This window comes from Sinomonas notoginsengisoli (genome assembly GCF_021554725.1).
GTDB lineage: Bacteria > Actinomycetota > Actinomycetes > Actinomycetales > Micrococcaceae > Sinomonas > Sinomonas notoginsengisoli.
Window position 1 is genome coordinate 203,241 of sequence record NZ_JAIZDP010000003.1, and the last position, 25,515, is coordinate 228,755.

Consider the following 25,515-nt stretch of genomic DNA (forward strand, 5'->3'; position numbering starts at 1 on the left):
CATGCATCCCGCAAACACTCCGGCTGCGACCGGCCTCGATGTCATCACCCTGGGCACGGCGGCCGGTCCCGCGATCCGCAGCGGCGCCCCGGGCATCGCGACCGCGATCGTGGTGGACGGCGCTCACTATCTCGTCGACTTCGGCCTCGGGTGCACGCGCCAGGCCAACGCAGCCGGCCTGCGCGGCAAGGACCTCCGGGCCGCCTTCATCACGCACCTCCACTCGGACCACGTCGGCGAACTCCCCGCATACCTGCTGTGGAACTGGGGCAGGCCCGTGGACGGATTCACCCGGGATGTCCCCGTGTACGGGCCCGGGCCGCAGACGAGCGCGATGCTCACCCATCTCATCGCGGCCTTCGACTACGACATCACGATCCGTATCACCGACGAGGGCCGGCCGGACCTGCGCCGGATCGTCCGTCCCGTGGACATCGAGCTGCCGGCCGACGCCGCCGCGGCCGGCCCCGACTCGACCCCCGCCATGCGGCCGTTCGAGGTGTACGCGGACGAGAACGTGAGGGTCAGCGCGATCCTGGTCGAACACCCGCCGGTGTTCCCGGCCTTCGCGTTCAGGTTCGACACCCGCTACGGCTCGGTCGTCATCTCGGGCGACACCACCGAATGCGAGAACGTCGCGACCCTCGCCGCCGGCGCGGACCTGCTCATCCATGAGGCCGTCAACCTCGCCTACTTCGCGGCCCGCGACTTCTCGCCGGAGTTCCTCAACCACCAGCAGATCTCCCACACCACCCCGGCAGGGGTCGGGCGCATCGCCCAGGCCGCCGGGGTGGGCCACGTGGTCCTGTCCCACCTCGCGGGGGTCGCCACCGACGAGGAGTGGACCGCCGGGGTGGCCGAGGAGTTCTCCGGCCCCATCACCGTCGCCCAGCCGGGCCAGCACTTCGTCCCGGGTCGAGTCCCGGCCAGGAGCTGACCGCCGCCAGGCGCCCGGGACGGCCCGTGCGGCTATCGTGAAAGAGGCGTCCGGCACGGTGCCGGGCGCCTCATCGGTGAGGTGGTCTGTGGCAGGGCAGTCGAAGGCCGCCGGAAGGTCCGTGACATCCCGGGCTCTGAACGTCTTGGCCGCGTTCGACCAGGAGCACCCGGTCCTCGGGCTCTCCGACATCGCGCGGCGCTCCGGCACGCCCGTGGCCACGTGCCACCGTCTCCTCGGCGAGCTCACCGAGTGGGGGGCCCTGGCCAAGACGACCGATGGCCGGTACCAGATCGGCCATCGCCTGTGGGCGCTCGGAATGCTCGCCCCCGTCCAGAAGGGCCTGCGCGAGGTCGCCGCGCCCTACATGCACGACGTGCTCTTCGCGACCCGACACGTGGTGAACCTCTTCGTCCTCGAAGACGCCCGCGCGCTGCTCCTTGAGCGCATCGCGGGCACCGCCGTCGGGCATCCTGTCGCGCGCGTCGGGGAGCGGCTCCCCCTGCACACGAGCGCGGCAGGGAAGGTGTTCCTCGCGTACGCGCCGGCGTCAGTCCTCGAGCAGGCCTTCTCTGAGCTGACGAGGGAGACGCGGCACAGCATCACCGATCCCTCGAGGCTCCAGCGCGAGATCGTCAAGGTCCGCGAGCAGGGCTACGCCACGACCATCGAGGAGCACGCGCTCGGCACCTCCGGCCTCGCGGTGCCCGTCTTCGGCGCCGGCGGCCGCGTCATCGCGGCCCTCGGAGCCGTCGGCGTCGGGACCACACCGCCGCCCGTCCAGCGCACCCTGCCTGCCCTCCAGGTCGCGGCGAAGGCGATCGGGAGGGCTCTGGGCGCCCCTAGCTGAAGGCGCGCAGGGCAGGTATCCGAGGGCCGCCAGCGGCTTTTCCATCCAGTGGTAAAGACAGCGTGATCCGACGCATGGTGCGGACCTATGGTCTGTGGAGAAGGCGCGGTGACGGAGATCACCCCCCACCGCATCAGCGAAAGGACACCGAGCCGACCGCCACCGTCCCGGCCGGCCCCGCGGCGTCGTCCGGCTTCAGCTGGAACTCGGTCAAGCTCTTCGCCTAACCCCACCCCGCCCCCACCCCCGAAGAAACACGAAGACAGGACACACCAATGTCGATGAAGTCCTTCCCGAAGCCCTCCGAGCTCCCAGTCCCCGCCGGAGCCGAGGGCTGGGAGAAGCTGTACCCCTACTACCTCGTGTTCCAGGACAAGCTCAAGGAGCAGGAGGACGCCAAGTTCTGGTTCTGCGACAGCCAGCACTGGCCCACGGTCTTCAAGCCGTTCGAGACGATCGGCGGCGAGTTCGCGGTCAAGTGTCTGGGCCAGTACAACGCCCGCCACCTCATGATCCCCAACGCGAACGGGATCGAGTTCCGCATCCACCTCGGCTACCTCTACATGAGCCCCATCCCGGTGCCGGAGGACCAGATCGCCGCGCGCGTGCCGCTCTTCGAGGAGCGCGTGGGCTACTACTTCCAGAACTGGCCGCGCCTGCTCGAGCAGTGGCACACCAAGGTCAAGGGCACCATCGACGAGATGGAGCAGATCACCTTCGCCAAGCCCCCGGCCGTGGTCCCGATCGAGGACATACACTCGGGCAAGGCCATGGACGGCTCCGAGGTCCTCCTGGACAACTATGACCGCCTCATCCAGCTCGCGTACCAGAACTGGCAGTACCACTTCGAGTTCCTCAACCTCGGCCACATCGCCTACCTGGACTTCTTCAACTTCTGCAAGCAGGTCTTCCCGAACATCCCGGACCAGTCGATCGCGACGATGGTCCAGGGCGTGGACATGGAGCTGTTCCGGCCCGACGACGAGCTCAAGGGGCTCGCCGCCCTCGCCGTGGAGCTCGGGATCCAGTCCGCCTTCGAGAACGCGGACGACGCCGACGCAACCTTGGGCGCGATCCGCGCCACCGCCGGTGGTCACCACTGGATGACCCGATGGGACGAGGCCCACGACCCGTGGTTCAACTTCACGGTGGGCAACGGCTTCTACGGGCACGACAAGTACTGGAACGAGCACCCCGAGATCCCGCTGAACTACATCAAGGACTACATCTCCCGGCTCGATGCCGGTCAGGAGATCCTGCGCCCGGTCGAGGCCCTCGTGGCCGAGAAGGAGCGGATCGTCGAGGAGTACCGCGAGCTGCTCGAGGGCGACAACCTCGCCGCCTTCGACGGCAAGCGCGGCCTCGCCGCCCAGTGCTACCCGTACGTGGAGAACCACAACTTTTACATCGAGCACTGGACCATGGGCGTGTTCTGGCGCAAGGTCCGCGAGCTCTCCCGCCTGTTCCACGCCGAGGGATTCTGGACCGAGCCGGACGACCTCCTCTACCTGGGCCGCAACGAGGTCCGCGACGCGATCTTCGACCTTGTGACCTGGTGGGGCGTCGGCGCCACCGAGCCGATCGGCCCGAGCTACTGGCCCGAGGAGATCGAGCGCCGCCGCGGCATCGTGGACGCGCTCAAGACCGCCCGCCCGGCACCGGTGCTCAACACCCCGCCAGAGTCCATCACCGAGCCGTTCACCCGCATGCTCTGGGGCATCACCACCGAGCAGGTGCAGCAGTGGCTCGGCCAGGGAGAAGCAGTCGAGGGCGGCGGCCTGCGCGGCATGGCGGCCTCCCCGGGCGTCGTGGAGGGCCCGGCCCGCGTGGTCACCGACGCGGACCAGCTCTCCCAGGTCCAGCAGGGCGAGATCCTCGTCGCGACCGTCACCGCGCCGTCCTGGGGCCCGATCTTCGGCAAGATCGCCGCGACCGTCACGGACATCGGCGGCATGATGAGCCACGCCGCGATCGTATGCCGCGAGTACGGCCTCCCGGCCGTGACCGGCACGGGCTCCGCGTCCACGACGATCGTCACGGGCCAGCGCCTCCGGGTCAACGGGACCAAGGGCATCGTGGAGATCCTCGACGGGCCCGGGTCCCAGGCGGTCGCGGGCCCCGGCGCGCACTCGCACGCCCACGGTGAGCACGGACACGAGCCGGCACATGCCTGAGCAGAACCAGCCCTCCCCCTCCGGCGTCCGGCTCGCCCTCATCACGGGGGCGGCCGGGGGCCTGGGCCGGGCCTTCGCGCTCGGCTTCGCCTCCCGCGGCTACAAGGTGGCCGTCGCGGACGTGAACGCTGCAGGCGCCGAGGAGACCGCCGAGATCCTGCGCAGCAAGGGGACTGAGTCGCTCGCTCTCAAGGTCGACGTCACCGACGTCGCGTCCACCGAGGCGATGGCCGCGGAAGCCGCCGAGTTCGGCGGCGGCCGGATCGACGTCGTCGTGAATAACGCCGCGATCTACGCGACGGTGACCCGCAGCCCGTTCGAGGAGATCGATCCGGCCGAGTGGGACCTCGTGATGGGCGTGAACCTCAAGGGGCCGTGGCTTGTGACCCGCGCGGCGAGCCCATACCCGGGCGACGGCGGGCGCGTCATCAACCTCTCGAGCGCCACGATCTACTCGGGGTCCGAGCAGTGGGCCCACTACGTGGCGTCCAAGGGCGGCGTCGTGGCCCTGACGCGGGTGATGGCCAAGGAGCTCGGCAAACGCGGCATCACGGTCAACGCGATCGCCCCCGGCTTCACGCTCACCGAGGCCAGCTACGGGCTCATGGAGAATGCCGAGACCTATGGCGTGGACCGGGGCTCGATCAAGCGGGCCAGCCAGCCCGAGGACATCGTGGGCGCCGCGCTCTTCCTCGCGAGTGCCGATTCCTCGTACATGACCGGCCAGACCCTCGTGGTCGACGGCGGCCGGCAGTTCATCTAGACCACCCTGACACCAATTTTCAGGAGAGCATCCCAATGACCACCACCGTCCACTACACCGACGCGGAGGGCACCGTCCGGGACATCGAGGGACGCCCCGGCGACTCCGTCATGGAGACCGCCGTGCGCAACGGCGTGCCGGGGATCGTCGCCGAGTGCGGCGGCTCGCTCTCCTGCGCCACGTGCCACGTCTTTGTCCGCGACGACTGCCTCTCCGAGCTCCCCGCCATGGAGCCCATGGAGGACGAGATGCTCTACGGCACCGCCGTGGACCGGGAGGAGAACTCCCGCCTCTCCTGCCAGCTCAAGCTCGCTGACGGGATGGACCTGTACGTGACCACCCCGGAAACGCAGGTGTGAGATGAGTGACCAGACCGGCCTGCTGATCATCGGTGCGAGCCAGTCCGGCGTCCAGCTGGCCATCTCGCTCCGCGCGCTCGGCTTCGAGGAACCCATCACGCTCCTCGGCGAGGAGAACCACCGTCCGTACCAGCGCCCGGCCCTCTCGAAGGAGTGGCTCCAGGGCGAGGTGGGCAACGAGTCGCTCATCTTCCGCTCGGCCGAGTACTGGGACGAGCACAACGTGACGCTCGTCAAGGACCAGCGGATCGTGCGCGTGGAGAAGAATCCTGACGGTTCCGGCGTCGCGGTCGCCGAGTCCGGCGCCGAGTTCCCCTTCAAGAGGCTCGCGCTCACCGTGGGTGCCCGCGCGCGGAAGATGGCGGTCGACGGCGCGGACCTGGTCGGCGTCGTCTACCTCCGCAACGCGGACGACGCCCTGGCCCTCAAGGCCATCGTGGGCGACGCGACGGACGTCGCCGTCGTGGGCGGCGGGTTCATCGGCCTCGAGGCGGCGTCCAGCCTGAAGAAGATGGGCAAGAACGTCACCGTGCTCGAGTACGGTCCGCGGCTCGTGGGCCGTGCCGTGGGCGAGGAGACCGCGGAGTACTTCCTCGAGGCGCACCGCGCCCGTGGGCTCGACATCCGCCTTAATGCGCGCATCACGCGGTTCACCGGCGAGGCCGGCGCCGTGGCCGGCGTCGAATTCGAGGACGGCTCGGTGGTGCCCGCGCAGATCGTGCTCGTGGGCATCGGGGTCGTCCCGAACACCGAGCTGGCCGAGCAGATGGGCCTCGCCGTGGACAACGGGATCGTCGTGGACTCCCACGCGCTCGCCTCGGACGGCACCACCGTGGCGGTGGGCGACTGCGCCAACATGCCCAACCCCGTGCCCGGCTCCCCCGCCGGCGAGCGTATCCGCCTCGAGAGCGTCAACAACGCGATTGAGCACGCGAAGGTCGCCGCCTACTCGCTGATGGGCCGGCGCGAGGACTACGCCGGCATCCCGTGGTTCTGGTCCAACCAGGCCGACCTCAAGCTCCAGATCGCCGGCCTGTCCATGGGCTTCGATGCGACGGTGGTACGCCGGGACGACGAGCGCGGCAAGTTCTCCGTCCTCTACTACCGCTCAGGGCGGATCATCGCCGCCGACTGCGTCAACGCCCCACTCGACTTCATGGCCGTCAAGAACGCGCTCGCCAAGGGGCAGAACGTCCCGGCCGACGCCGTCCAGTCCGCCGATCCGGGCGTCCAGCTCAAGACCCTGGCCGTTCCGCTCACCACGGCCGCCGCGGGAGGAACCTCATGACCGAGAACACCCTGGCCGTCGATTCCGCCCGCGCCGGCGCGTTCGCCGCCGCCTACCCGACGCGCCCGATCCCCGCCGAGGGCCCCGTGGACACGCGGGCCATCTGCGAGACGCCCAGCACCTCCGAGTTCCTGGACCCTATCTGGAAGGCCGTGGTCACGGAAACCCGCACGCGCGGCAACGACATCCACCTGCCGATCTCCGTCGCGTACGCCGAGCGGCTGTGCGACGCGTACCCCTCCGCGGACCGCGAGCTCGTGCTCGTCGCCACCATCCTGCACGACACCGGCTGGGCGCACGTGGACGAGTCCCGCATCATCTCCGAGGGCTTCACCGGGGACTGGCGCAAGGCCACGATCCGGTACGAGCACGAGCACCAGGGCTGCGTCGTGGCCCGCCGCGTGCTGCCCGGGCTCGGGTACGCGCCGGAGTTCGTCGAGCGGGTCACCGCGATCATCGAGGGGCACGACACGCGCCATGTCGCCTACTCCCTCGAGGACGCGCTCGTCCGAGACGCCGACCGCGCGTGGCGGTTCGACCGCGCCGGGATCGCGCTCGCCTCCTCGTGGTTCAGCATGGACCCTGCCACGTATACGGACCGGCTCGCGGCCGAGATCGTGCCCGAGCTCATCACCGCCGCGGCCGTCGAGATGGCCACCACGGACCTCGCGCGCTCCAACGCGCTGCTCAAGACGGGAGTGCTCCGATGACCACCACGCCAGTCCAGCCGACAGCGCCAGGCGCGCCCACGCCGTCGTCCGCCACCGCCGCGACGGACGCGGCCCGCGACGCACGTGAGCGCCGCAGCGCCCTCAGCCTCCCGTACACCCGTGTGGACGATGTGTTCATCGACGGCGAGTACGTCCCCGCGCAGGCCACTGCCCGGAATCCCGTGACCGATCCGTCCACCGGCGAGGTGTGGGGCGAGGTGCCGGACGGGTCCGCCGACGATGTCGACGCCGCCGTGGCCTCGGCGCGCCGGGCGTTCGACGCCGGGCCCTGGCCGCGCCTCTCCCCCTCCGAGCGCGCGGCGTACCTGACGCGGATCGCGGACGAGATCGAGGCCCGCGCCGAGGACCTCGCGGAGACGAACACCCGTGAGAACGGCTCGCCCATCACCGAGACGCGTGGCGCAGCGGCGAACGCGGCAGGGATCTTCCGGTACTTCGCCACGCTCGCGGAGTACCTCGAGCGAGAGGACGTCCGGCCGTTCCCGTTCGCACCGGGGCAGGAATCGGTGGTGCGGCGCGACCCGGTGGGCGTGTGCGCGCTCATCGCGCCGTGGAACTTCCCGATCAACCTTGTGGTCATCAAGCTCGCCCCGGCGCTGCTGGCGGGGTGCACTGTGGTGATCAAGCCGGCGTCGCCCACGCCGCTGTCGATCCGGTTCATCGTCGACGCGATTGCCGCGGCGGGGGTCCCTGCCGGCGTGGTGAACCTCGTGACCGGGTCCGGGCGCATGGGCGACGTGCTCGTCAAGCACCCCGGCGTGGACAAGGTCGCATTCACCGGTTCGACGCCGGTGGGCCGGAAGATCGCCGCTGCGTGTGGCGAGCTGCTGCGGCCCGTCACGCTCGAGCTGGGCGGGAAGTCCAGTGCGATCGTCCTGCCGGACGCGGACCTGGACGCGATGTCCAAGGTGCTCATCCGCTCCTCGATGCGCAACACCGGGCAGACCTGCTACATCTCCACGCGCATCCTCGCGCCGGCGTCCCGCTATGACGAGGTCGTGGACATGGCCGCATCGGTCATCTCGGGGTCGCCGCAGGGCGACCCGCTCGACCCCGCGACCGTGTTCGGCCCGAGCGCCACCAGTGCCCAGTTCGAGACGGTCATGGAGTACGTCGAGTCGGGCCTCGCGGAAGGCGCGCGGGCAGCGGCGGGCGGAAGGGCGGCGTCGTTCGCGCCGGAAAGCGGCCTCGAGGGCGGGTTCTTCGTGGAGCCCACCGTGTTCGCGGACGTGACGCCGTCCATGCGCGTTGCGCGCGAGGAGATCTTCGGGCCGGTGCTGACGATCCTGAAGTACGACGACGGGCGGCCGGGCCGCGGAGTCGACGAGGCCGTCGGGCTCGCCAACAACACGGAGTTCGAGCTCGGCGGCCTCGTGTTCTCCGCGGATCCGGAGGCCGCGCTGGCGGTAGCGGACCGTGTGGACACGGGCTCGATCGGGATCAACTTCTTCGCCTCGAACCACTCCGCCCCCTTCGGCGGGCGGCACGATTCCGGGCTCGGGACCGAGTACGGGATCGAGGGCCTGGGCGCGTACCTGATGTACAAGTCAATCCACCGCAAGGCCCGCTGAGGGGTCATGTCCCTGCACGATGGGGCCGCTACGACCGGTCCTCGACCACACGCTTGATGTCCGCCAGAATGGGCGCCCAGGCATCGGCGGCCATGTTGTCGGCCTCCGCTTGGCTCGGGCTGTTGCCGTGGGTAAGCGTCAGCAGGGTGCCGCCGTCCTGCTCCGTCAGCGCGTAGGTGACATGGTGGTAGTTCTCCGGGGCGTCCTCGGTGCCCGCCATGGGGCTCCAATGGGTCGTGCTCACGAGCCTCGGCGGCTCGTACCGCAGGACCGTGCCCTTATCGGTGTAGGTCTGCCACTTCCACTCGCCGGTCCAGGTCACCACACCGCCGGGCCGCCAATCGGCTTCAAGGGTGGTCCCGTGGAGGTACAGCGACACGATCTCGGGGTTGACGAGCGCTTCCCACACGCGCTCGATCGGCGCGTTGATCGTGACTGACGTCTCAGCCGAGTAGGTTTCCGCCATGGCGCGATGCTACTTCGGCGCATCTCAAGATACGAGGGCTGCCGTGCCGAGCGCCTCATCCGCGCTGCCCGCGGCTGCGGGATAGCGGACGAAGGGTTCCGGCCCGCCCGACCCGCGGGATAGGTTGAGCGCCATGGCTACCAGCGTCGAGATGCGACTCGAACTCGTCCACATCCCCGTCAGCGACGTAGACCGCGCCCGCGACTTCTACGTCGAGAAGTGCGGCTGGCGGCTGATCACCGACCACGTCCAGATGAACGACATGCGGATCGTGCAGATCTGCCCGCCCGGGTCCGGCTGCGCAATCCTGCTGGGGCGCAACATCCCCGAGATCAGCGACATGCCCGCGGGCGTCCAGAAGGGGCTGCACCTGGTCGTCGCGGACATGGAGCAGGCCGTGAGGGACCTCAGCGGCCGCGGCGTGGAGCTGGGCGAGGTCCAAGACCTCGGCGGAGTCCTCTACTGTCGGTTCGAGGACCCTGACGGCAACTCCTGGCTGCTGCAGCAGTGGACCGAGGGCGGCTTCCCCCACGAGTGAAGAGCGCCGCGCCCAGAGAGGAACCGCATGCCATCAATCCAGCGCTTCGACCACGTCGGCGTCACGGTCTCTGACCTCAAGGCGGCCACGAGGTTCTTCGTGGGGCTGGGATTCGAGGTCGAGGGCGGCCCTACGTCGATCGAGGGGGAGTTCATCGACACGGTCATCGGCATCCCGGGCTCCCGGACCGAGATCGTGATGCTTCGACCGCCCGACGACGGCACTCGCCTCGAGCTCTCGAGCTTCACCCACCCGGACCACGAGGCCGGCAATCAGGCGGCGATGGCCAACGAGCTGGGGCTCCGCAGCGTGGCCTTCGAGGTCGATGACCTTCACGCAGTGGTCGAGAAGCTCGCCGCGGACGGCTATGGGCTGGTCGGAGGCGTGGGCGAGTATGAGAACGTGTGGCGCATGGCCTACGTGCGCGGCCCGGACGGGATCATCGTCGCCCTCGCCGAGAGGATCGACTCCGCCAGTCTGGAGCGCGACTAGCGCGGACGCGTCCACCAGAACTCGAGCTGGATGTTGTCCGGGTCGCGGAACACGAGTGCCGTACCGGATCCCGAGGGGGAGTCGGTCACCGGAGAATGCTCCACACCGAGCTCCGTGAGCCGCTCCTCCCAGGCCTCGAGCTCCTCGCGCTCCGCCACCGCGAACCCCACGTGGTCGAGCCCGGGGATGCGCTCGTTGAAGCGAGGCGCGGCCGGCTCGTAGTGCTGGTTGAGGCCGATGATCAGCCCTGTGGGCCTGTGGACCAGAACGATCATGATGCGGTTGTCCAGATCAGTTCGCCGCAGGCGGGTGAGGCCGAGCGTCTCGGCATACCAGGCGGCGCTGGCCTCAACGTCGGAGACGGTCAGGTCGAGGTGCGCGATGTGGGTGAATTCGGGCATGAGCGGCTCCCTCCGTGGCTCGCCACGATACTCCCGCGGGCGCGCCCCACGCCCCTTCTCGGCAGGGGCAGCGGGCCCCTAAACTAGTCGTCACAGCCCCTGTGGTCGTTAAGCCGAAGCGTCAAGCCGGGCGAGGGCCGGGCTACTATATGGTCCATAGTTCGCTCTGGCCAGTCCAGGAGCGGGAGTATCATCTGCGGGACGACGTGGCCGAGGAGCTGTTCGGCCGGCTTGCTCTGGGAGAGGCGGTTGAGAGGACATGGAGAGGACCTACGGAGAGTCCGAGCAGGACACCACCGAAGGGCTGGCGGCTGCCCTTCCTCCCGCCACATCGTGGCCGCGCGAGGAGGAGCTCCTCGACGAGTTCCTCGTGAGCCCGGATCTGGCGGCGTTCCTCAAGAGGCTGTCTGAGCTCTCGGCACGCGACCTCTCCACCACCGCCCAGATCTCGTGCAGCGTGACCCTCGGACGGCGAGGCAGGCGGGCCACGGTGGGGAGCAGTGATCCGACCGCCGAGGCCATGGACGAGATCCAGTATGCGAGCGGCGAGGGCCCGTGCCAGGACTCGGTGACCACGGGGCTGACGGTGTACGTCCCGGACTTGAGGACCACCACACTCTACCCGCGCTACCGCAAGGCGGTCTCCGGGTCCCCCCTGCGCTCGGTCTTCGCCACGCCCATCCCGCTGCCCGTCTCCATAGAGGCCGACGCGGCCCTGAATTCCTACAGCACTGAACCGGACGGGTTCTCCGAGGAGCTGCGCAGCGAGGCCGAGAAGCTGGCCGCGCTCGCCTCCCGCGCGCTCCAACTGGCCGTCCGCATGGCCCGGGAGAACGACCGCTCCGCTGATCTGGCGGCGGCCCTCGAATCCCGCACGACCATCAATTTGGCAGCGGGCGTGATCATGGCCCAGTCCAACTGCTCTTCCGAAGAGGCCATGCAGCTGCTCAAGAAGGCGTCCATGAACCGGAACGAGAAGCTGCGCGACGTTGCGGCCACGGTCCTGACGCGGTACGGCGAGGCTGATCCGGCGACGTACTTCGGCTGACTTGGCCCGCGCAGAAGCCGGCCGCCGTGGACCCGGGGGCCGGTGTCAGTGCATCGCGGGCAGGCCGACCCGCGACAGGGGAGACTCTGGCCGGTCGGGCCGATGGAGGTCGATGAGGGTGCGTGCGAGGTTGCGCGCGCGCGCCGCGGCCCGCATGTCGCCCTCGATCGAGGCCACCATCGCGCCCTTCGTGAGAATATGGAATGACCACGCGAAGCCCTCGGGGTCATCGAGGCCTGCGGCCTCGGCGAGGGCCGCGAGCCTGTTGCGGATGGCGAAGAGGTGTCCCATGGCCGCTTGGCCCAGCGGATGGTCGGGACCGAACTCGATCATCACGTGGAGGAAAGTATTCACCTCCGCGGCCCCGCGCCGGAACCATTCGTCGAGCACAGTGAAGGCGGCCAGGAGCGCATCGTCGGGCGAGTGGCTGTGGGCGATGGCGTCCTCGATGGCATCGGAACGGGTCTCGTACCAGCGGTCCATATAGGCGAGGACGAGCGCTTCCTTCGACGGGAAATGCCGGTAGAACGTGGCCTTCGCCACGCCGGACCGCGCGATGATCTCATCAATCCCCACATCCCTGACGCCTCGTCTGGAAAAGAGCTCATACGAGGTTTTAAGGATCCTCTCCCGGGCCGGGGGACGCGCTGCCGATAGGGCCCGGCCGTCTTCTCGACCGTTCATGCGAATGAGCATAGCACTATAGACAGACTGGTCTGTCTACTTGTATAAACGTCTCAGCGGGCCAGACAGGCCTGTCTAGTTGTCGCACAGGACGGCCAGCGGTATGGAGACGGTTTCGAAAGCCCCTGTACCGCGGGCCACCACACCAGGCGCCGCGCCCGCGGCGAGGAGGAGGAGGTCGCTGTGAGTGAGTCGAAGGCACGGCTTAAGGTTCTCGACGGAGGTCTGGGAGTCGATCCCGAGAAGAATGAGGCATGCGCCGCAACCGTGGCGGAGCTGGTGCTCGAACATCTGGAGCTCGCAGACGCGCTTGCTCGCCGCAACCGCGTTCCGGGCCACGATCTCGACGACATCCGTCAGGTCGCGCGCCTGGGCCTCGTCAAGGCGGCTCGGCAGTACCGCGAGGGGGCTGGCCACGGGTTCGTCCAGTACGCCGCGCCGACCATCACGGGGACCATCAAGCACTACCTTCGGGACCAGTCGTGGGTGGTCCGCCCGCCCCGCGCCGTGCAGGAACTGCGGCTCGGTGTCAGGGCTGCACACGGCCGCCTGGAACAGGACCTCGGCCGCGAGCCGAGCGTCGAGGAGCTGTGCGAGGCCACCGGTGCCACTGCCGAGAAGGTCGTCGAGGCCAAGTCCGTCAACGCGGCCATGTCCGGCGTCGCCATCGAGCCCCTGGACGCCACGCCGGACGAGGAGAACCGCACATATGTGCTCTCCGATGTCGACCCTGGATTCGAGCAGGTTGAGCAGCGCGAGCTCGTGAACATCGCACTCAAGGGGCTGAACGGAGACGACCTCCGGCTCGTCAAGATGCGGTTCGTGCACGAGATGAGCCAGAGCGAGATCGCCGCGGAGCTCGGCGTCAGCCAGATGCAGGTCTCACGGCTCCTGCGGCGTCTCCTCGACCGTATGCGCCGGCGCCTCGCGGCCTAGCGCTTGGGACGGCTGGCTACAAGTTCCGCCATCCGCTGTCCCGTGTCCGAGCCCGGAGCGGGCAGATAGGCAACGATGTGCAGGGTGGGGGCGTCCGACGGCACAAGCTGGTGCTGCTCGAAGTCCAGCCTCCCTGCGGCAGGGTGCAGGAAGGTCCGCGCCCGTGAGGCGAAGCGACGGACCTCGTGGTCGTCCCAAGCACGCGCGAAGTCGTCAGAATCCTGCCGCAGGCGCGTGATGAGCTCCACATGGGCGGCCCGGTCGGCATGCGAGCCGGCCTCGGAGCGGTAGTCGGCCAGGAAGCTGCGCACGGTGACCTCCCAGTCCGGCAGCATCCCGCGCACGTAGGGGTCGGTGAAGGTGAGGCGCAGGAGGTTGCGGTCACGCGGCGGAACCTCGGTGATGCCGGGGAACAGCGCCTCGTACCCCCGGTTCCACGCCCCGATGTCCCACGTGGATGTCACGGCGAACGCCGGAGCGGGGTCGAGGGCGTCGAGCAGGTGCTGGATGTGCTCCGGAACGGGCTCGGGCTCGGTCGGCGCCTCTCGTGGAGCGGGTGCGAAGCCGCTCAGGCCGAGGACGTAGTCGTGCTCCGGGGCGCTCAGGCGCAGGTTGACGGCCACCGCATCGAGCACCTGGCGTGAGGGATTGATGTCGCGGCCCTGCTCCAGCCACGTGTACCAGGTGACGGACACGCCGGAGAGGAACGCGATCTCCTCGCGGCGGAGGCCCACGGTACGCCCGCGCCCCACGGGTGGGAGGTCGTAGTCGGAGCGCACAGCCCGCTCACGCTTGGTCCGCAGGAACGCCCCGAGCTCCTTGCGCCGGACCTCGGCCGCGTTCATTGCCACCCTTCAACGCTAGCACTCCCACTACTAGTACCAGCGGCGTCTGTCATGGGCCCGCGCGCGCGTGAAACGCTGGTCCAATGCCAGCTCTTCGCTCTCGCACTGTGACCCATGGCCGCAACATGGCGGGCGCCCGCGCACTGATGCGCGCCTCCGGCGTCGCCAACTCGGACATCGGCAAGCCGATCATCGCCGTCGCCAACTCCTTCACCGAGTTCGTCCCCGGCCACACCCATCTGGCGCCGGTGGGACGCATCGTCTCCGACGCGATCCTCGCCGCCGGCGCCGTGCCGCGCGAGTTCAACACGATCGCGGTGGACGACGGCATCGCGATGGGCCACGGCGGCATGCTCTACTCGCTCCCGTCCCGCGACCTCATCGCTGACTCTGTCGAGTACATGGTCAACGCGCACTGCGCCGACGCCCTCGTGTGCATCTCCAACTGCGACAAGATCACCCCAGGCATGCTCATGGCCGCCCTGCGGCTGAACATCCCCGCCGTCTTCGTCTCCGGCGGCCCTATGGAGGCGGGCCGGGTGACCCTCACGGACGGATCGGTCCGCTCCCTGGACCTGGTCAACGCGATCGCCGACGCCGTGGACGAGTCCATCTCCGACGCGGACATCGACCTCATCGAGCAGAACGCCTGCCCCACGTGCGGCTCGTGCTCGGGCATGTTCACGGCCAACTCGATGAACTGCCTCACCGAGGCCATCGGCCTCTCCCTCCCCGGCAACGGCTCCGTGCTCGCGACCCACACCGCGCGCAAGGCGCTCTACGAGCGGGCGGGGGCCACCGTCGTCGACCTCGCCAAGCGCTACTACGAGGACGACGACGCGTCCGTCCTCCCGCGCTCGATCGCCACCGCCGAGGCGTTCGACAATGCCATGGCGCTCGACATCGCCATGGGCGGCTCGACCAACACCATCCTGCACCTGCTCGCGGCGGCCCAGGAGGCCGGCGTCGAGTACGGTCTGGCCGAGATCGACGCGAAGTCCCGCAAGGTCCCGTGCCTCGCAAAGGTCGCTCCGAACGTGGCCGGGAACAAGACCTACTACATGGAGGACGTGCACCGGGCCGGCGGCATCCCCGCGCTCCTGGGCGAGCTCAACCGCGGCGGCCTCCTGCACACGGACGTGCACTCGGTCCACTCACCCGACCTCACCTCCTGGCTCGACGCGTGGGACATCCGCAGCGGCAAGGCCACCGCGGAGGCGATGGAGCTGTGGCACGCGGCCCCGGGCGGCCAGCGCTCCTCGACCGCCTTCTCGCAGTCGAACGAGTGGACCTCCCTGGACCTCGATGCCGAGGGCGGCTGCATCCGCTCCGTCCCGCACGCCTACTCGAAGGACGGCGGCCTCGCCGTGCTACGCGGCAACATTGCCCTCGACGGCGCCGTGGTCAAGACCGCCGGCGTGGACGAGTCGATCTGGACGTTCGAGGGCCCGGCCGTGGTCTGCGAGTCGCAGGACGAGGCGGTCGAGAAGATCCTGAACAAGGTCGTGAAGGAGGGCGACGTCGTCGTGATCCGCTACGAGGGCCCCAAGGGCGGCCCGGGCATGCAGGAGATGCTGTACCCGACCTCGTTCCTCAAGGGTCGCGGCCTGGGCAAGAAGTGCGCGCTCATCACCGACGGCCGCTTCTCCGGCGGGACCTCGGGTCTCTCGATCGGGCACATCTCGCCCGAGGCGGCCTCTGGCGGGACCATCGCCCTGGTTGAGGACGGCGATCTGATCCGCATCGACATCCCCAACCGCTCGATGGAGCTCGTGGTCGATGCCGCCGAGCTCGACGCCCGCCGCGAGCGCCTCGAGGCCGCCACCGGCTACCACCCCGTGAACCGCGAGCGCCCTGTCTCGGCGGCCCTACGCGCCTACGCCGCCATGGCCACCTCCGCGGACAAGGGCGCCGTGCGCGACGTCGACGCCCTCACGCGCCTGACCTCCCCGCAGGCCGTCCAGCCGGTCGCGTAGCCAGGGGCGTACGCTCCGTAGCATGCCCGCGCAGAACCAGCCGTCCGTAGTCCCTCCGCACGGGCAGCACCATCCGTCGACGGCGGTCGGAGTCGCCTCCCTCCTGGGGGCGACGCTGTTCTGGGCGGGCAACTACGTGGTCGGCGCGGCCGCAGTCGCCACAATCGATCCGGTTAGCCTCGTGCTGCTGCGATGGCTGCTCGCGGCCGGCCCGCTCATCCTCATCGCACTCGTGACGGAGCGGCCCTCATGGCGCCCTGTGCTGCGTGCGTGGCCGTGGCTCCTCGGCCTCGGGGCCACCGGCATGCTCGCGTACACGCTCCTGCTGTACGGCTCGCTAGAGCACACGAGCCCGTTCAACGCCTCCCTCATCAACGCGTTCAACCCCGCGCTCATCGCCCTGGCGGCAGCCGCGTTCCTGCGGGAGCGGCTCACGCCCACGAGCGTCCTCGGCGTGCTGCTCGCGCTCGTCGGCGTGCTGGTGGTGCTCTCGAAAGGGGACTTCTCAGCACTGATGGCCGGTGGGTTCGGCCCGGGCGAGCTGCTCATGGTCGCCGCGATCTTCGTGTGGACGGCGTACACGATCCTCGGTCGCCTGGCTCCACCGCTGCCGCCGGTGACCTCGACCGCCGCCCAGGCCGTGGTCGCCGTCGTGCTCCTCGCTCCGGTGAGCCTCGCGCTCGGCGGGCCGGCATGGCCCACCCAACCCGGGCCGCTGTGGGCCCTCGTGTTCATCGCCGCGTGCCCCTCGGTGCTCTCGTACCTGCTGTGGAACCGGGCGCTCACCGTGATCCGGCCCGCCCGGGCCGGGGTCTTCCTCAACCTCATCACCGTGTTCACGGCTGTGCTGACGATGATCCTCGGGCAGCCGATCAGCGTCGCACAGATCGTGGGCGGGGTGATCGTGCTCGGCGGCGTGGCGATCTCCAACGCGAACGCGTTCAGGCGCGCCCGATAATGGTCTGATGCCGAAGATCTCCTCCCCCCACCCTCGCAGAGCACTAGACCAGTGCCCCGCTCGGGCGGTGATCAGGCCTGGGCGGAGGCGAGTTCCTTCTCGCCATCCAGGTCCCCGGCAGCTTCTGCGTTACGGGCCGCCGCGGCCGAAGCCGTGCTGGCGGTTGCGGCGCTCGGCGTCGTTCCCGCGGCGGCCGTGGTGCCCGTGCCGCCCGACGCGCCCGTGCCCGTGATCTGGGGCAGGTGCGGCGCGCTGCCCTTTGCGGATATCGCCGAGAGGCCGGGAACGAGGGGGCGCACCGAGGCGCTTCCGGACTTGGCGGCGGTGCGTCCGGGCGTGGCCCTCGCCGCAGTTGAAGCGGACGACGGCGCTGCCTCGCCCTCCGCTGGGGGCGCCGCCACGGGCTGGGCGGCAGTGGCCGGCACCTTGCGGGGCTTGCGCTTCGGCGCGGTCTTCGGCTTGGCCGCCACCGCGCCCGTGGTGTGCGCGGCCGCTTCGCTTGGTGTCGCCCCATCCGCCTTGTGGGCGGGGCGGGCAGCCCCCTTGGTCTCCGCAGACGGGGTCCCGGCTGTCGGCCTTGGGTCAGTAGTGGACTCGTCCAGGATGGCCGGGAGGGTCCTGACCCCATCGGCCCCCTCGACACCCGAGGCGACCCCGGGCCGCTGCGTCGCGGCCTCCTGAGCCGCGAGGACATCAGCGGAGTTCCGCGCGTACTGGACGAGCAGCACGGTCAGGTGCGTGATCGCGAGCAGGACCACCGGCGGCATCGCGGCGACCAGCGCGGAGACGATCACGGGAACGTTGCCGTTCTCCGCCCTGACCGCGAGAATCGCGTGGATCGAGTTCGCAGCCGTCGAGACGATGGCACCGAAGAACAGCAGGACCCACGGGTAGAACTGTTCCCTCCCCTGGCGTCCCGCGAGGGCGACGATGGCCACGGTGGCGGCGACGATCATGCCGTCGACGATGAGCGGCCACATCCACCCGATGTTGGGGTTGATGCCTGCACGGACGGCGAGGTCGGTCAGTGCGGAGAAGCTGAGGACAAAGGCTCCCGAGCCGATGACGACGGTCGAGGCGATGCCTGTCGCAACAATCGGCTTTGAGATCGGCTTGTACGCCTGCGCGGGGTGCGGATTCTGGGGGTTCACCCTAGCTTTCTACCACGCCTCGGGGAACCCCCAGTGACACCTGATCCCGGCCTCAGAAGGGGTACGGTGCGATCTCCGGACGGACCGTGAGCCACTGGACCTCGGTGAACGCCTCCATGTTGGCGGTGGGGCCGCCAAATCGCGATCCGGTCCCCGAGACCCCCACTCCGCCGAACGGCGCGTTGGCCTCGTCGGAGACGGTCTGCTCGTTGATGTGCACCTTGCCGGAGTGGACGCGGTCTGCGATCTTCATGGCCGTGCCGACGTCGCCGAGGATGCCCACGGAGAGCCCGTACTCGTTCGCGTTGACGAGGTCCACGACCTCCTCGACACGTGAGAACTTCGTCACGGGCGCTACCGGGCCGAAGATCTCCTCGGCGAAAGCCGGATTCCCGAGGTCAAGGTCCGCGAGGACTGTGGGCCGGTAGAAGAGGCCCTCAAAGGTCCCTCCGGCCGCGAGCCGCCCGCCCTTGGCCACGGAGGCCTCGACGATCCCGTGGATATGGTCCCGCTGATGCTGGTCGATGACCGGGCCGAGAGCCACTTGAGCCGTCGCGGGATCGCCGATCGGCAGGTGCTCCGCCTTGGCGGATAGCTCCGCGACGTAGTCGTCATACACGGATTCGTGCACGAAGTGCCGCCCGGTGGCCATGCAGATCTGCCCCTGGTGCATGAACGAGCCGAATGCGCCGGCCGAAGCGGCCTTGGGGAGATCCGCACCGGGCAGCACGATGAGGGCGCTGTTCCCGCCGAGCTCGAGGTGCGCGCGCTTGAGCAGCCTCGCCGCGGATTCGCCCACCTTGCGGCCGGCCGCCGTGGAGCCCGTGAACGAGATCACCCGCACCTCGGGCGCGTCGACCACTGCCGCGCCGGTCGCGGCGCCGCCGGGCACGAGCGAGAGCACACCCTCGGGCAGTCCTGCTTCCTCGAAGACGCGCATGAGCGTGACGCCTCCGCACACGGCGGTGCGGGGGTCCGGCTTGAGCAGCACCGCGTTGCCCAGCGCGAGGGCGGGCGCCACCGAGCGGATCGAGAGGATGAGCGGGAAGTTGAACGGCGCGATCACGCTCACGACGCCGGCTGGTCGCCTCCGCGCGAACGACCACCTCTCCTCGTCCGAGGTCAGGACCTCCCCGTGCGGGTGGGACGGGAGCGCGGCGGCCTCGTAGCACTCGTTCGCCGCGGTGTGGATCTCGAGCTGCGCCTTGGCGGGGATGCCGCCAGCCTCGCGCACAATCCAGTCCTGAATCTCGTCGGCGTGCTCCTCCCACAGCTGGCCCGCTCGGCGCAGGACAGCGGCTCGTTCCTCGGGCTTCCTGGCTGCCCACTCGGGCTGGGCTTTCGCGGCGAGCTGCGCAGCGCGGTACACGTCGTCGCGCGAGGCGGCCCCGAGGGAACCGAGCGTTGCCCCCGTAGCCGGCTCTACGACGTCGTACTCGCCCCCAGCCGCCTTGGTCCAGCCGCCGATGTTGACCTTGCCGCCCCACAGGGCGGCGTCGAGAAGTGCCATTGCGTTTCCTCCCTCTCACTCTTCCCGGTCAGTCCGGGCCCAGGTCTTCAGGTGGCGCCCACCGCGCGGGCGGCCTCCGCGATCGAGGCGGCCGCGGCCTGCAGCTCGGGGACGAGCCGGCGCACCTCGGAGTCGCGATCGGCCCGGTGCTCGCCGAGGCGTGCGGACAGCGCCATGTTGATGGCCGCCACGGTCCGGCCGTCGGCGCCGAGCACCGGGACGGCCACCGACTGCAGGCCCACCTCGAGCTCCTGGTCGACCACCGCGTACCCGCGGGCGCGGATCCGGGCCAGCTCGTCCTCGATCGCGAGCCGGGTGACTAGGGTGCGGGGCGTGAGCGGCTCGAGCGGGGCCTCGGAGAAGTAGTCGTCCAGCTGGGCGCGGGTGAGGCCGGAGAGCAGGACGCGGCCCATCGACGTCGCGTGCGCGGGGAAGCGGGTGCCGGGCGAGATGCCGATGGAGATGATGCGGCGAGTATGGATGCGCGCGAGGTACACGATGTCCGTGCCGTCCAGGATCGCCAGCGACGTGGACTCGCCGTTGCGGTGAGAGAGCTCCTCGAGGATCGGCTGGGCGAGCTCCGGCAGCTGCTGCCCCGAAAGGTACGCGTAGCCGAGCTGGAGCACGAGCGGGGCCAGGGCGAACACGCGCCCGTCCGTGCGTACGTACCCCAGCTCGACCAGGGTGTGGAGGAACCGCCGGGCCGTTGCGCGGGTGAGCCCTGTGCGCGCGGCAACCTCGGAGAGCGTCATCTCCTGGTGCTCGGCGTCGAATGCGCGGATCACGGCGAGGCCGCGCGCGAGCGACTGCACGAACTGGTCGCCGGGGGCCTGCGTCACGGCCTCGGCCATGGTTCCTCCTTAGGGTGCGTCAGCCAGCGTCCTGGAGCAGCGGTACCTCGACGAGGTCCTGCAGGTCCTCGAACGCGATGCCGAACGTCTCGCGGACCCGGACGCCCTCGGGGGTGATGAGGAAGACCGCCTTTTCCGTGTACACACGGGTCACGCAGCCCACGCCAGTCACAGGGTAGGACAGCTCGGGGACGAGCTTGGACGTGCCGTCCTTGGCCTGCAGGTTCATCATGACGTAGACGTCCTTGGCGCCGGTGGCGAGGTCCATCGCGCCGCCCACGGCGGGGATGGCGTCCGGCGCGCCCGTGTGCCAGTTGGCGAGGTCGCCTGTGGCGGAGACCTGGAATGCGCCGAGCACGCACACGTCGAGATGGCCGCCGCGCATGATCGCGAAGGAGTCCGCGTGGTGGAAGTAGCTCGCGCCCGGGAGCTCGGTGACCGGGATCTTGCCCGCGTTGATGAGATCCGGGTCGATCTCCTCGCCCACCGCGACGGGGCCCATGCCGAGCATGCCGTTCTCGGTGTGGAGCGTGATGTCCTGCTCCGCGGTGAGGTAGTTGGACACGTTGGTCGGCTGCCCGATGCCGAGGTTCACGAATGATCCGGGGGCAATGTCCCTCGCGACAAGCTTGGCCATGTCGTCACGGTTCAGGGTCGTCCCGCTCGTCTGGGGCACCGCGTTCGACGTCGTCTGCTCACTCATGCTCTCAGCCCACCTTCACGATCGTGTTGACGTAGATTCCCGGCGTGACAACATTCTCGGGATCGAGGCCGCCGATCGGCACCACCTCCGCGACCTGGGCGATGGTCTGCTTCGCCGCAGCGGCCATGATCGGGCCGAAGTTGCGGGCGGTCTTGCGGTAAACGAGGTTGCCCTTGCCGTCCGCCTTGAGCGCCTTGATGAGGGCCACGTCTGCGTGGATCGGGGTCTCGAAGACCTGCCACGTGCCGTCGAGGAAGCGCGTCTCCTTGCCCTCGGCGAGCATCGTGCCGTAGCCGGTCGGCGTGAAGAATCCGCCGATCCCGGCGCCCGCCGCGCGGATGCGCTCGGCGAGGTTACCCTGCGGGACGAGCTCGAGCTCGATCTCCCCGGCACGGTACTTCGCGTCGAAGTGCCACGAATCGCTCTGCCGGGGGAACGAGCAGATCATCTTCTTCACGCGGCCCTCCTTGATGAGGAGTGCGAGGCCCTCATCCGCCTGGCCGGCATTGTTGTTGACGACCGTGAGCTCCTTCGCCCCGCACTCGAGCAGCGCGTCGATGAGCTCGAACGGCTGGCCGGCGTTTCCGAAGCCGCCGATCATGACTGTCGAGCCGTCCTCGATGCCCGCCACAGCCTCCGTGACGGTGTCCTTGAATTCCAGCATCCGTTGAATCCTGTCCTTTGTTCCGCGCTAAGCGCTTACTTCGTAACCGTCACGTTTTCGAGCACCACCGCGAGGCCCTGGCCCACGCCGATGCAGATCGCCGCGACGCCCCACCGCTCGCCGCTGCGCTGCAGGGAGCGGGCGAGCGTGCCCAGGATGCGGCCGCCCGACGCGCCGAGCGGGTGGCCCATCGCGATCGCGCCACCGTGCTGGTTGACGATCTCGGGATCGATCTTCCACGCGTCCACGCATGCGAGGGACTGCGCGGCGAACGCCTCATTGAGCTCGACGGCGCCCACCTGGTCCCAGCCGATCCCGGCCTTGGTGAGGGCCCGGTTCGCGGCCTCGACGGGCGCGAACCCGAAGAACTGCGGCTCGTTCGCCGCGGCGCCGCGGCCGGCGATGCGGGCGATCGGCTCGAGGCCGGTCTTCCCTGCGGCGGCTTCGGATCCGAGCAGGACTGCGGAGGCGCCATCGGAGAGCGGGGAGGCATTGCCCGCGGTGACCGTGCCGCCCGCGGTCGAGCCCGAGCGGTCGCCGTTGTCCTTGCGGAACACGGTCTTGAGCCCGGCGAGCTTCTCTGCCGAGGAGCCGGGGCGGATGCCCTCGTCGCGCGTGAGGTCGGTGCCGGGGACCGGGACGACGAGGTCGTCGTAGAACCCCTCGTTCCACGCGGCCTCAGAGAGGTTGTGCGAGCGGGCCGCAAACTCGTCCTGACGGTCGCGGCCGATCGAGAAGCGCTCGCGCAGCTGCTCGGTGGCCTCGCCGAGGGACACGGTCCACTCGGCGGGCATGTTCTTGTTCACGAGGCGCCAGCCGAGGGTCGTGGAGGCGAGGGTCATGTCGCCGGCAGGGTACGGCTTCTCGGTCTTGGGCAGGACCCAGGGCGCGCGGGACATGGACTCGACGCCGCCTACGAGCATCGCGTCGGCGTCGCCCACCTCGATCTGGCGGGAGGCGATGATCGCGGCGTCGAGCGATGACCCGCACAGTCGGTTCACCGTGGTGGCCGGGATCGAGACGGGCAGGCCTGCGAGGAGCGTTGCCATGCGGGCCACATTGCGATTCTCCTCGCCTGCGCCGTTGGCGTTGCCGAAGATGACCTCGTCGATCGCGCCGGGCTCGCTGCCGTTCCCCTCGAGCGCCTCGGGGGTCAGGCCGGGAGCGCGGTCCACGATGGTGCGGACCACGTGCGCGGCGAGGTCGTCGGGGCGGACCCCGGCGAGCCCGCTGCCGAACTTGCCGAACGGGGTGCGGATCGCGTCATAGAGGAATGCTTCAGTCATCAGTGGTTGTCCTTGTCGATCTGGTCGAGGGTTTGATCTCGTCGCGCTGGGTCGCGTCCGGCTGGACGGTGCCCGCACGCTCGTCGGAGACCCAGGTGTCGCCGGCCTGCCGGAAATGGCCGCCCGCCGGCACAGTCACTTAGTGGCCTCCTGCGTTTCGCCGGCAGCTTCGGCTCCGCTCTCTTGCCGCGCCCCGAGGAAGTGCTTGCGCAGCAGGTCGGCAATCGCGGCCGGATTCTCCGTGGGCGCGATGTGCGCGACGCCCGGGACCTCCACGGCCGTGCCGTTCTGCGCGTGCACGGCCATCCACTCGGCGTCGGAGAACGGGCTCACCGTGTCGAACTCGCCCGCGACCGCAAGGAACGGCAGGGCGATCTCACTGAAGCGGTCACGGACGTCATAGCCGGCGAGCGCGCGGCACACCGCGGCGTAGCCGAAGCGGTCGGCATCGCGGAGGGCGTGGAGCAGGCGCGAGGCCTCGTGCGGGTGGGCGGCGAGGAAGCCCGGTCCGTACCAGGCCTCAGCCGAGGCCTGGATGCGGATCGCGGTGCCCTGGGCCGCCACGGCGTCCGCGCGATCGTTCCACGACTCCGGGGTTGCGAACTTCGGCGAGGAGCACAGCATCGACAGGCTCAGGAGGCGTTCCGGATGGGCGAGGACGAGTTCGGCTCCGACCGCCCCGCCCACGGAATCGCCCGCATAGTGGAAGCGGACGGCCGGCTCGATCGAGTCGATGAGGCCCAGCACGGCCTCAGCGAGCTCCGCCATGGTGAAAGCCCCGGGGGCGGCGGCGTCGGCCGGATCGACCGCCGGGGAGATGCCGTGGCCGGGGAGGTCCCAGGCGAGGACGTCGTAGTCGTCGCCGATGAGCCGCGCGGTGTCGTCCCACATGACCCTCGAGGTCCCGAGCGACGGCCCGAGAACTACGAGTTCCCTCTCCCCGAGATGCTCCCGCGGGCTCAGCTGCGCAGCATTGATCTTCGGCACACCCACGTGCTCCGTCCTTTCCTCGTTCATCCTCGTTTTTCCTCGTCATGGCAGTCAGGCGTCGTAGCGGGCAAGGATGCGTTCCACGATCCCCGCGGCGTCGCCCTGAAAGGTGGCTGGGTTGAGCAGGTCGTCCAGTTCCGCGTCGGTCACCTGGTCCTCGCGCACGACGCCGCGAAGCGCCTCGCACGGCACGCGCGCCTCTTGAGACCCTCCTGCCAAGTAGTCGTCCTTCCCTTCGAGACTAGCGGGTGTTCGTATCCTGCACAACTGTTCGCAATGCGAACAAGTGAGGAGGGGGATGGTCGGACGGAGTCACTCGGCGTTTCCTACCGCAGAGGCGCGGGTATTGGCCGCGAATGGCTGTCGGAGCGGTGCCCGCGATCACGGTGGGGCTCAGCGCCGGGCACGGGGTCTTCTCGTCGACCCACTGGCTCGGCATTCCCATTGCACTGCTCGGGGCGGTGCTCTTGGCCGTCGGCACCATCTTCCAAGGACGGGGGGTCGCGGCGCGCGGGGCACAGGAGACGAGATTCAGGCGGCTCGTCCGCAGACCCGTGTGGGCCGTGGGGACCTCGCTGATCGGCGGCGCGATCCTCCTGCAGCTCGCCGCCCTGAGATTCTCCCCGCTCATGGTGGTACAGCCGATCGGAGCGTCAGCGCTCATCGTCACGGTCCTCGCCAATGTCCGCCTGTCGCGGCAGCTTCCGAGCAGGCGCCAGACCCTCGCCATCATCCTGTGCGTTGCCGGGATCGCTGCTTTCGTGGGCATCGCGTCGCTGACTGCCCAAGACGTCGACATTAGCGACAGCCACCTCCGCACGATCCTCATCGTTCTGGCCTTCGCCGTGGTTGGCGCGGTGGTGGCCTCGGCCCGCAATCGCACCCATCCGAGCGCAGCCCTCTCCACCGCGGCCGCGGGGATCCTTTATGGGTTCGTGGCAACACTGGTCAAGACGGTCCTGGGGCGCATGGCCCAGGGCAACTTTTCGTGGCTCTCCCTGGCGGGGCTGGTGGGGATGGGCGTGGCAGTCGTGATGGGCGCGCGGCTCGTGCAGAAGGCGCATGCCGGCGGCAGCGACGAGCTCGTCGTCGCAGGCCTCACGGTGGTGGATCCTCTGACCGCAGTGACCCTCGGCATCGTCGTCCTGGGCGAGGCCGACGCCGCCCCGCCGCAAGCGTGGGCGGGTTTCGTCGCCGCGGGGGCCGCCGCCGTCGCCGGCGTGTGGTTCATGGCGACGTCGCGGGGACCGGAGCAGCGAGCCGGGAGGAAGGGGCATGGGTCGCCGGACCGGGCCCAGCCGGACGGCCCGCACGGGAGCCGGGGATGAGAGCCGCCCTGGGAT

28 protein-coding genes are annotated in these 25,515 nt (G+C 69.6%); 15 read left to right on the top strand and 13 right to left on the bottom strand.

The window, feature by feature from the left end:
- Position 1 precedes the first annotated feature (1 nt).
- From LF262_RS08495 to LF262_RS08530, 8 genes are all read left to right on the top strand, one after another.
- Positions 2–937: an MBL fold metallo-hydrolase gene (locus tag LF262_RS08495; RefSeq protein WP_235779868.1), complete on the top strand. Its 936-nt coding sequence runs from the start codon at positions 2–4 to the stop codon at positions 935–937.
- 121 nt (positions 938–1,058) lie between these two features.
- Entirely contained in the window at positions 1,059–1,787 is a 729-nt protein-coding gene (locus tag LF262_RS08500) for an IclR family transcriptional regulator (RefSeq protein ID WP_235779869.1), read from the top strand.
- A gap of 275 nt (positions 1,788–2,062) precedes the next feature.
- Positions 2,063–3,961, top strand: coding sequence for a PEP-utilizing enzyme (locus tag LF262_RS08505; protein WP_235779870.1), 1,899 nt, complete (start codon positions 2,063–2,065; stop codon positions 3,959–3,961).
- A complete protein-coding gene (locus LF262_RS08510; protein ID WP_235779871.1) occupies positions 3,954–4,724 on the top strand; it encodes an SDR family NAD(P)-dependent oxidoreductase in 771 nt (256 codons plus the stop codon). The genes LF262_RS08505 and LF262_RS08510 overlap by 8 nt, the downstream gene beginning before the upstream one ends.
- 35 nt (positions 4,725–4,759) lie before the next feature.
- Positions 4,760–5,083 carry a 2Fe-2S iron-sulfur cluster-binding protein gene (locus LF262_RS08515; protein ID WP_235779872.1) on the top strand — a complete coding sequence of 108 codons (324 nt, stop codon included), beginning with the start codon at positions 4,760–4,762 and terminating at the stop codon, positions 5,081–5,083.
- Between the two features lies 1 nt (position 5,084).
- The gene (locus LF262_RS08520; RefSeq protein ID WP_235779873.1) at positions 5,085–6,371 is read left to right on the top strand and encodes an NAD(P)/FAD-dependent oxidoreductase; all 1,287 of its coding nucleotides are present in this window, start codon (positions 5,085–5,087) and stop codon (positions 6,369–6,371) included.
- A complete protein-coding gene (locus tag LF262_RS08525) occupies positions 6,368–7,081 on the top strand; it encodes an HD domain-containing protein (protein WP_235779874.1) in 714 nt (237 codons plus the stop codon). The genes LF262_RS08520 and LF262_RS08525 overlap by 4 nt, the downstream gene beginning before the upstream one ends.
- Complete coding sequence (locus LF262_RS08530; RefSeq protein WP_235779875.1) at positions 7,078–8,673, top strand: aldehyde dehydrogenase family protein; 1,596 nt, start codon at positions 7,078–7,080, stop codon at positions 8,671–8,673. The genes LF262_RS08525 and LF262_RS08530 overlap by 4 nt, the downstream gene beginning before the upstream one ends.
- A gap of 28 nt (positions 8,674–8,701) precedes the next feature.
- On the opposite strand, the gene LF262_RS08535 is transcribed toward LF262_RS08530, so the two are convergent.
- A complete protein-coding gene (locus tag LF262_RS08535) occupies positions 8,702–9,139 on the bottom strand; it encodes an SRPBCC family protein (RefSeq protein WP_235779876.1) in 438 nt (145 codons plus the stop codon).
- Between the two features lie 133 nt (positions 9,140–9,272).
- Here LF262_RS08535 and LF262_RS08540 point away from each other — a divergent pair, with 133 nt between their 5' ends.
- Complete coding sequence (locus tag LF262_RS08540; protein ID WP_235779877.1) at positions 9,273–9,677, top strand: VOC family protein; 405 nt, start codon at positions 9,273–9,275, stop codon at positions 9,675–9,677.
- Between the two features lie 27 nt (positions 9,678–9,704).
- Positions 9,705–10,169: a VOC family protein gene (locus LF262_RS08545; RefSeq protein ID WP_235779878.1), complete on the top strand. Its 465-nt coding sequence runs from the start codon at positions 9,705–9,707 to the stop codon at positions 10,167–10,169.
- Here LF262_RS08545 and LF262_RS08550 read toward each other — a convergent pair.
- Positions 10,166–10,570 carry a VOC family protein gene (locus tag LF262_RS08550; RefSeq protein WP_235779879.1) on the bottom strand — a complete coding sequence of 135 codons (405 nt, stop codon included), beginning with the start codon at positions 10,568–10,570 and terminating at the stop codon, positions 10,166–10,168. The two genes, LF262_RS08545 and LF262_RS08550, sit on opposite strands and share 4 nt — an antisense overlap.
- Before the next feature lie 259 nt (positions 10,571–10,829).
- Here LF262_RS08550 and LF262_RS08555 point away from each other — a divergent pair, with 259 nt between their 5' ends.
- Positions 10,830–11,618, top strand: a complete 789-nt coding sequence (locus LF262_RS08555) for a GAF and ANTAR domain-containing protein (protein ID WP_235779880.1) — start codon at positions 10,830–10,832, stop codon at positions 11,616–11,618.
- Positions 11,619–11,663: 45 nt separating this feature from the next.
- Here LF262_RS08555 and LF262_RS08560 read toward each other — a convergent pair whose 3' ends face one another.
- Positions 11,664–12,314, bottom strand: a complete 651-nt coding sequence (locus LF262_RS08560; RefSeq protein WP_308190510.1) for a TetR/AcrR family transcriptional regulator — start codon at positions 12,312–12,314, stop codon at positions 11,664–11,666.
- 171 nt (positions 12,315–12,485) lie between these two features.
- On the opposite strand from LF262_RS08560, the gene LF262_RS08565 reads away from it, so the two are divergent.
- Positions 12,486–13,238 (top strand): sigma-70 family RNA polymerase sigma factor, encoded by a 753-nt coding sequence (locus LF262_RS08565; protein WP_235779882.1) that lies wholly within the window; start codon positions 12,486–12,488, stop codon positions 13,236–13,238.
- On the opposite strand, the gene LF262_RS08570 is transcribed toward LF262_RS08565, so the two are convergent.
- Positions 13,235–14,083 (bottom strand): helix-turn-helix transcriptional regulator, encoded by an 849-nt coding sequence (locus tag LF262_RS08570; protein ID WP_235779934.1) that lies wholly within the window; start codon positions 14,081–14,083, stop codon positions 13,235–13,237. The two genes, LF262_RS08565 and LF262_RS08570, sit on opposite strands and share 4 nt — an antisense overlap.
- 83 nt (positions 14,084–14,166) lie before the next feature.
- On the opposite strand from LF262_RS08570, the gene ilvD reads away from it, so the two are divergent.
- A complete protein-coding gene (gene ilvD, locus LF262_RS08575) occupies positions 14,167–16,059 on the top strand; it encodes a dihydroxy-acid dehydratase (RefSeq protein ID WP_235779883.1) in 1,893 nt (630 codons plus the stop codon).
- A 22-nt stretch (positions 16,060–16,081) separates the two neighbouring features.
- Positions 16,082–17,017, top strand: coding sequence for a DMT family transporter (locus tag LF262_RS08580; protein WP_235779884.1), 936 nt, complete (start codon positions 16,082–16,084; stop codon positions 17,015–17,017).
- Positions 17,018–17,088: 71 nt separating this feature from the next.
- Here the strand turns inward: LF262_RS08580 and LF262_RS08585 are convergent, their stop codons facing one another.
- Genes LF262_RS08585 through LF262_RS08625 form a run of 9 tightly spaced genes read right to left on the bottom strand, consistent with a single transcriptional unit; the run spans position 17,089 to position 24,391 of the window.
- A complete protein-coding gene (locus tag LF262_RS08585; protein WP_235779885.1) occupies positions 17,089–18,168 on the bottom strand; it encodes a DUF2637 domain-containing protein in 1,080 nt (359 codons plus the stop codon).
- A 52-nt stretch (positions 18,169–18,220) separates the two neighbouring features.
- On the bottom strand, positions 18,221–19,678 hold the full coding sequence (locus LF262_RS08590; RefSeq protein ID WP_235779886.1) for a benzaldehyde dehydrogenase: 1,458 nt from the start codon (positions 19,676–19,678) through the stop codon (positions 18,221–18,223).
- A 47-nt stretch (positions 19,679–19,725) separates the two neighbouring features.
- Positions 19,726–20,529 carry an IclR family transcriptional regulator domain-containing protein gene (locus LF262_RS08595; protein WP_235779887.1) on the bottom strand — a complete coding sequence of 268 codons (804 nt, stop codon included), beginning with the start codon at positions 20,527–20,529 and terminating at the stop codon, positions 19,726–19,728.
- 19 nt (positions 20,530–20,548) lie between these two features.
- On the bottom strand, positions 20,549–21,232 hold the full coding sequence (locus LF262_RS08600) for a 3-oxoacid CoA-transferase subunit B (protein WP_235779888.1): 684 nt from the start codon (positions 21,230–21,232) through the stop codon (positions 20,549–20,551).
- 4 nt (positions 21,233–21,236) lie between these two features.
- A complete protein-coding gene (locus tag LF262_RS08605) occupies positions 21,237–21,896 on the bottom strand; it encodes a 3-oxoacid CoA-transferase subunit A (protein ID WP_235779889.1) in 660 nt (219 codons plus the stop codon).
- Between the two features lie 35 nt (positions 21,897–21,931).
- Positions 21,932–23,182 (bottom strand): thiolase family protein, encoded by a 1,251-nt coding sequence (locus tag LF262_RS08610; RefSeq protein WP_235779890.1) that lies wholly within the window; start codon positions 23,180–23,182, stop codon positions 21,932–21,934.
- Positions 23,175–23,321, bottom strand: coding sequence for a hypothetical protein (locus tag LF262_RS08615; RefSeq protein WP_235779891.1), 147 nt, complete (start codon positions 23,319–23,321; stop codon positions 23,175–23,177). The genes LF262_RS08610 and LF262_RS08615 overlap by 8 nt, the downstream gene beginning before the upstream one ends.
- On the bottom strand, positions 23,318–24,199 hold the full coding sequence (locus LF262_RS08620; protein WP_235779892.1) for an alpha/beta fold hydrolase: 882 nt from the start codon (positions 24,197–24,199) through the stop codon (positions 23,318–23,320). Before LF262_RS08620 ends, LF262_RS08615 begins: the two co-directional genes overlap by 4 nt.
- Before the next feature lie 24 nt (positions 24,200–24,223).
- The gene (locus tag LF262_RS08625; RefSeq protein ID WP_235779893.1) at positions 24,224–24,391 is read right to left on the bottom strand and encodes a lyase family protein; all 168 of its coding nucleotides are present in this window, start codon (positions 24,389–24,391) and stop codon (positions 24,224–24,226) included.
- A 137-nt stretch (positions 24,392–24,528) separates the two neighbouring features.
- Here LF262_RS08625 and LF262_RS08630 point away from each other — a divergent pair, with 137 nt between their 5' ends.
- Positions 24,529–25,500 (top strand): DMT family transporter, encoded by a 972-nt coding sequence (locus LF262_RS08630; RefSeq protein WP_235779894.1) that lies wholly within the window; start codon positions 24,529–24,531, stop codon positions 25,498–25,500.
- The last annotated feature ends 15 nt before the right edge of the window (positions 25,501–25,515 follow it).

Coding starts and splice junctions, on each gene's coding strand:
- LF262_RS08495 (WP_235779868.1), top strand. CDS start 2: ATGCATCCCGCAAACACTCCGGCTGCGACCGGCCTCGATGTCATCACC.
- LF262_RS08505 (WP_235779870.1), top strand. CDS start 2,063: ATGTCGATGAAGTCCTTCCCGAAGCCCTCCGAGCTCCCAGTCCCCGCC.
- LF262_RS08510 (WP_235779871.1), top strand. CDS start 3,954: ATGCCTGAGCAGAACCAGCCCTCCCCCTCCGGCGTCCGGCTCGCCCTC.
- LF262_RS08515 (WP_235779872.1), top strand. CDS start 4,760: ATGACCACCACCGTCCACTACACCGACGCGGAGGGCACCGTCCGGGAC.
- LF262_RS08520 (WP_235779873.1), top strand. CDS start 5,085: ATGAGTGACCAGACCGGCCTGCTGATCATCGGTGCGAGCCAGTCCGGC.
- LF262_RS08525 (WP_235779874.1), top strand. CDS start 6,368: ATGACCGAGAACACCCTGGCCGTCGATTCCGCCCGCGCCGGCGCGTTC.
- LF262_RS08530 (WP_235779875.1), top strand. CDS start 7,078: ATGACCACCACGCCAGTCCAGCCGACAGCGCCAGGCGCGCCCACGCCG.
- LF262_RS08535 (WP_235779876.1), bottom strand. CDS start 9,139: ATGGCGGAAACCTACTCGGCTGAGACGTCAGTCACGATCAACGCGCCG.
- LF262_RS08540 (WP_235779877.1), top strand. CDS start 9,273: ATGGCTACCAGCGTCGAGATGCGACTCGAACTCGTCCACATCCCCGTC.
- LF262_RS08545 (WP_235779878.1), top strand. CDS start 9,705: ATGCCATCAATCCAGCGCTTCGACCACGTCGGCGTCACGGTCTCTGAC.
- LF262_RS08550 (WP_235779879.1), bottom strand. CDS start 10,570: ATGCCCGAATTCACCCACATCGCGCACCTCGACCTGACCGTCTCCGAC.
- LF262_RS08555 (WP_235779880.1), top strand. CDS start 10,830: ATGGAGAGGACCTACGGAGAGTCCGAGCAGGACACCACCGAAGGGCTG.
- LF262_RS08560 (WP_308190510.1), bottom strand. CDS start 12,314: ATGCTCATTCGCATGAACGGTCGAGAAGACGGCCGGGCCCTATCGGCA.
- LF262_RS08570 (WP_235779934.1), bottom strand. CDS start 14,083: ATGAACGCGGCCGAGGTCCGGCGCAAGGAGCTCGGGGCGTTCCTGCGG.
- ilvD (WP_235779883.1), top strand. CDS start 14,167: ATGCCAGCTCTTCGCTCTCGCACTGTGACCCATGGCCGCAACATGGCG.
- LF262_RS08580 (WP_235779884.1), top strand. CDS start 16,082: ATGCCCGCGCAGAACCAGCCGTCCGTAGTCCCTCCGCACGGGCAGCAC.
- LF262_RS08590 (WP_235779886.1), bottom strand. CDS start 19,678: ATGGCACTTCTCGACGCCGCCCTGTGGGGCGGCAAGGTCAACATCGGC.
- LF262_RS08595 (WP_235779887.1), bottom strand. CDS start 20,529: ATGGCCGAGGCCGTGACGCAGGCCCCCGGCGACCAGTTCGTGCAGTCG.
- LF262_RS08600 (WP_235779888.1), bottom strand. CDS start 21,232: ATGAGTGAGCAGACGACGTCGAACGCGGTGCCCCAGACGAGCGGGACG.
- LF262_RS08605 (WP_235779889.1), bottom strand. CDS start 21,896: ATGCTGGAATTCAAGGACACCGTCACGGAGGCTGTGGCGGGCATCGAG.
- LF262_RS08610 (WP_235779890.1), bottom strand. CDS start 23,182: ATGACTGAAGCATTCCTCTATGACGCGATCCGCACCCCGTTCGGCAAG.
- LF262_RS08620 (WP_235779892.1), bottom strand. CDS start 24,199: ATGAACGAGGAAAGGACGGAGCACGTGGGTGTGCCGAAGATCAATGCT.
- LF262_RS08630 (WP_235779894.1), top strand. CDS start 24,529: ATGGCTGTCGGAGCGGTGCCCGCGATCACGGTGGGGCTCAGCGCCGGG.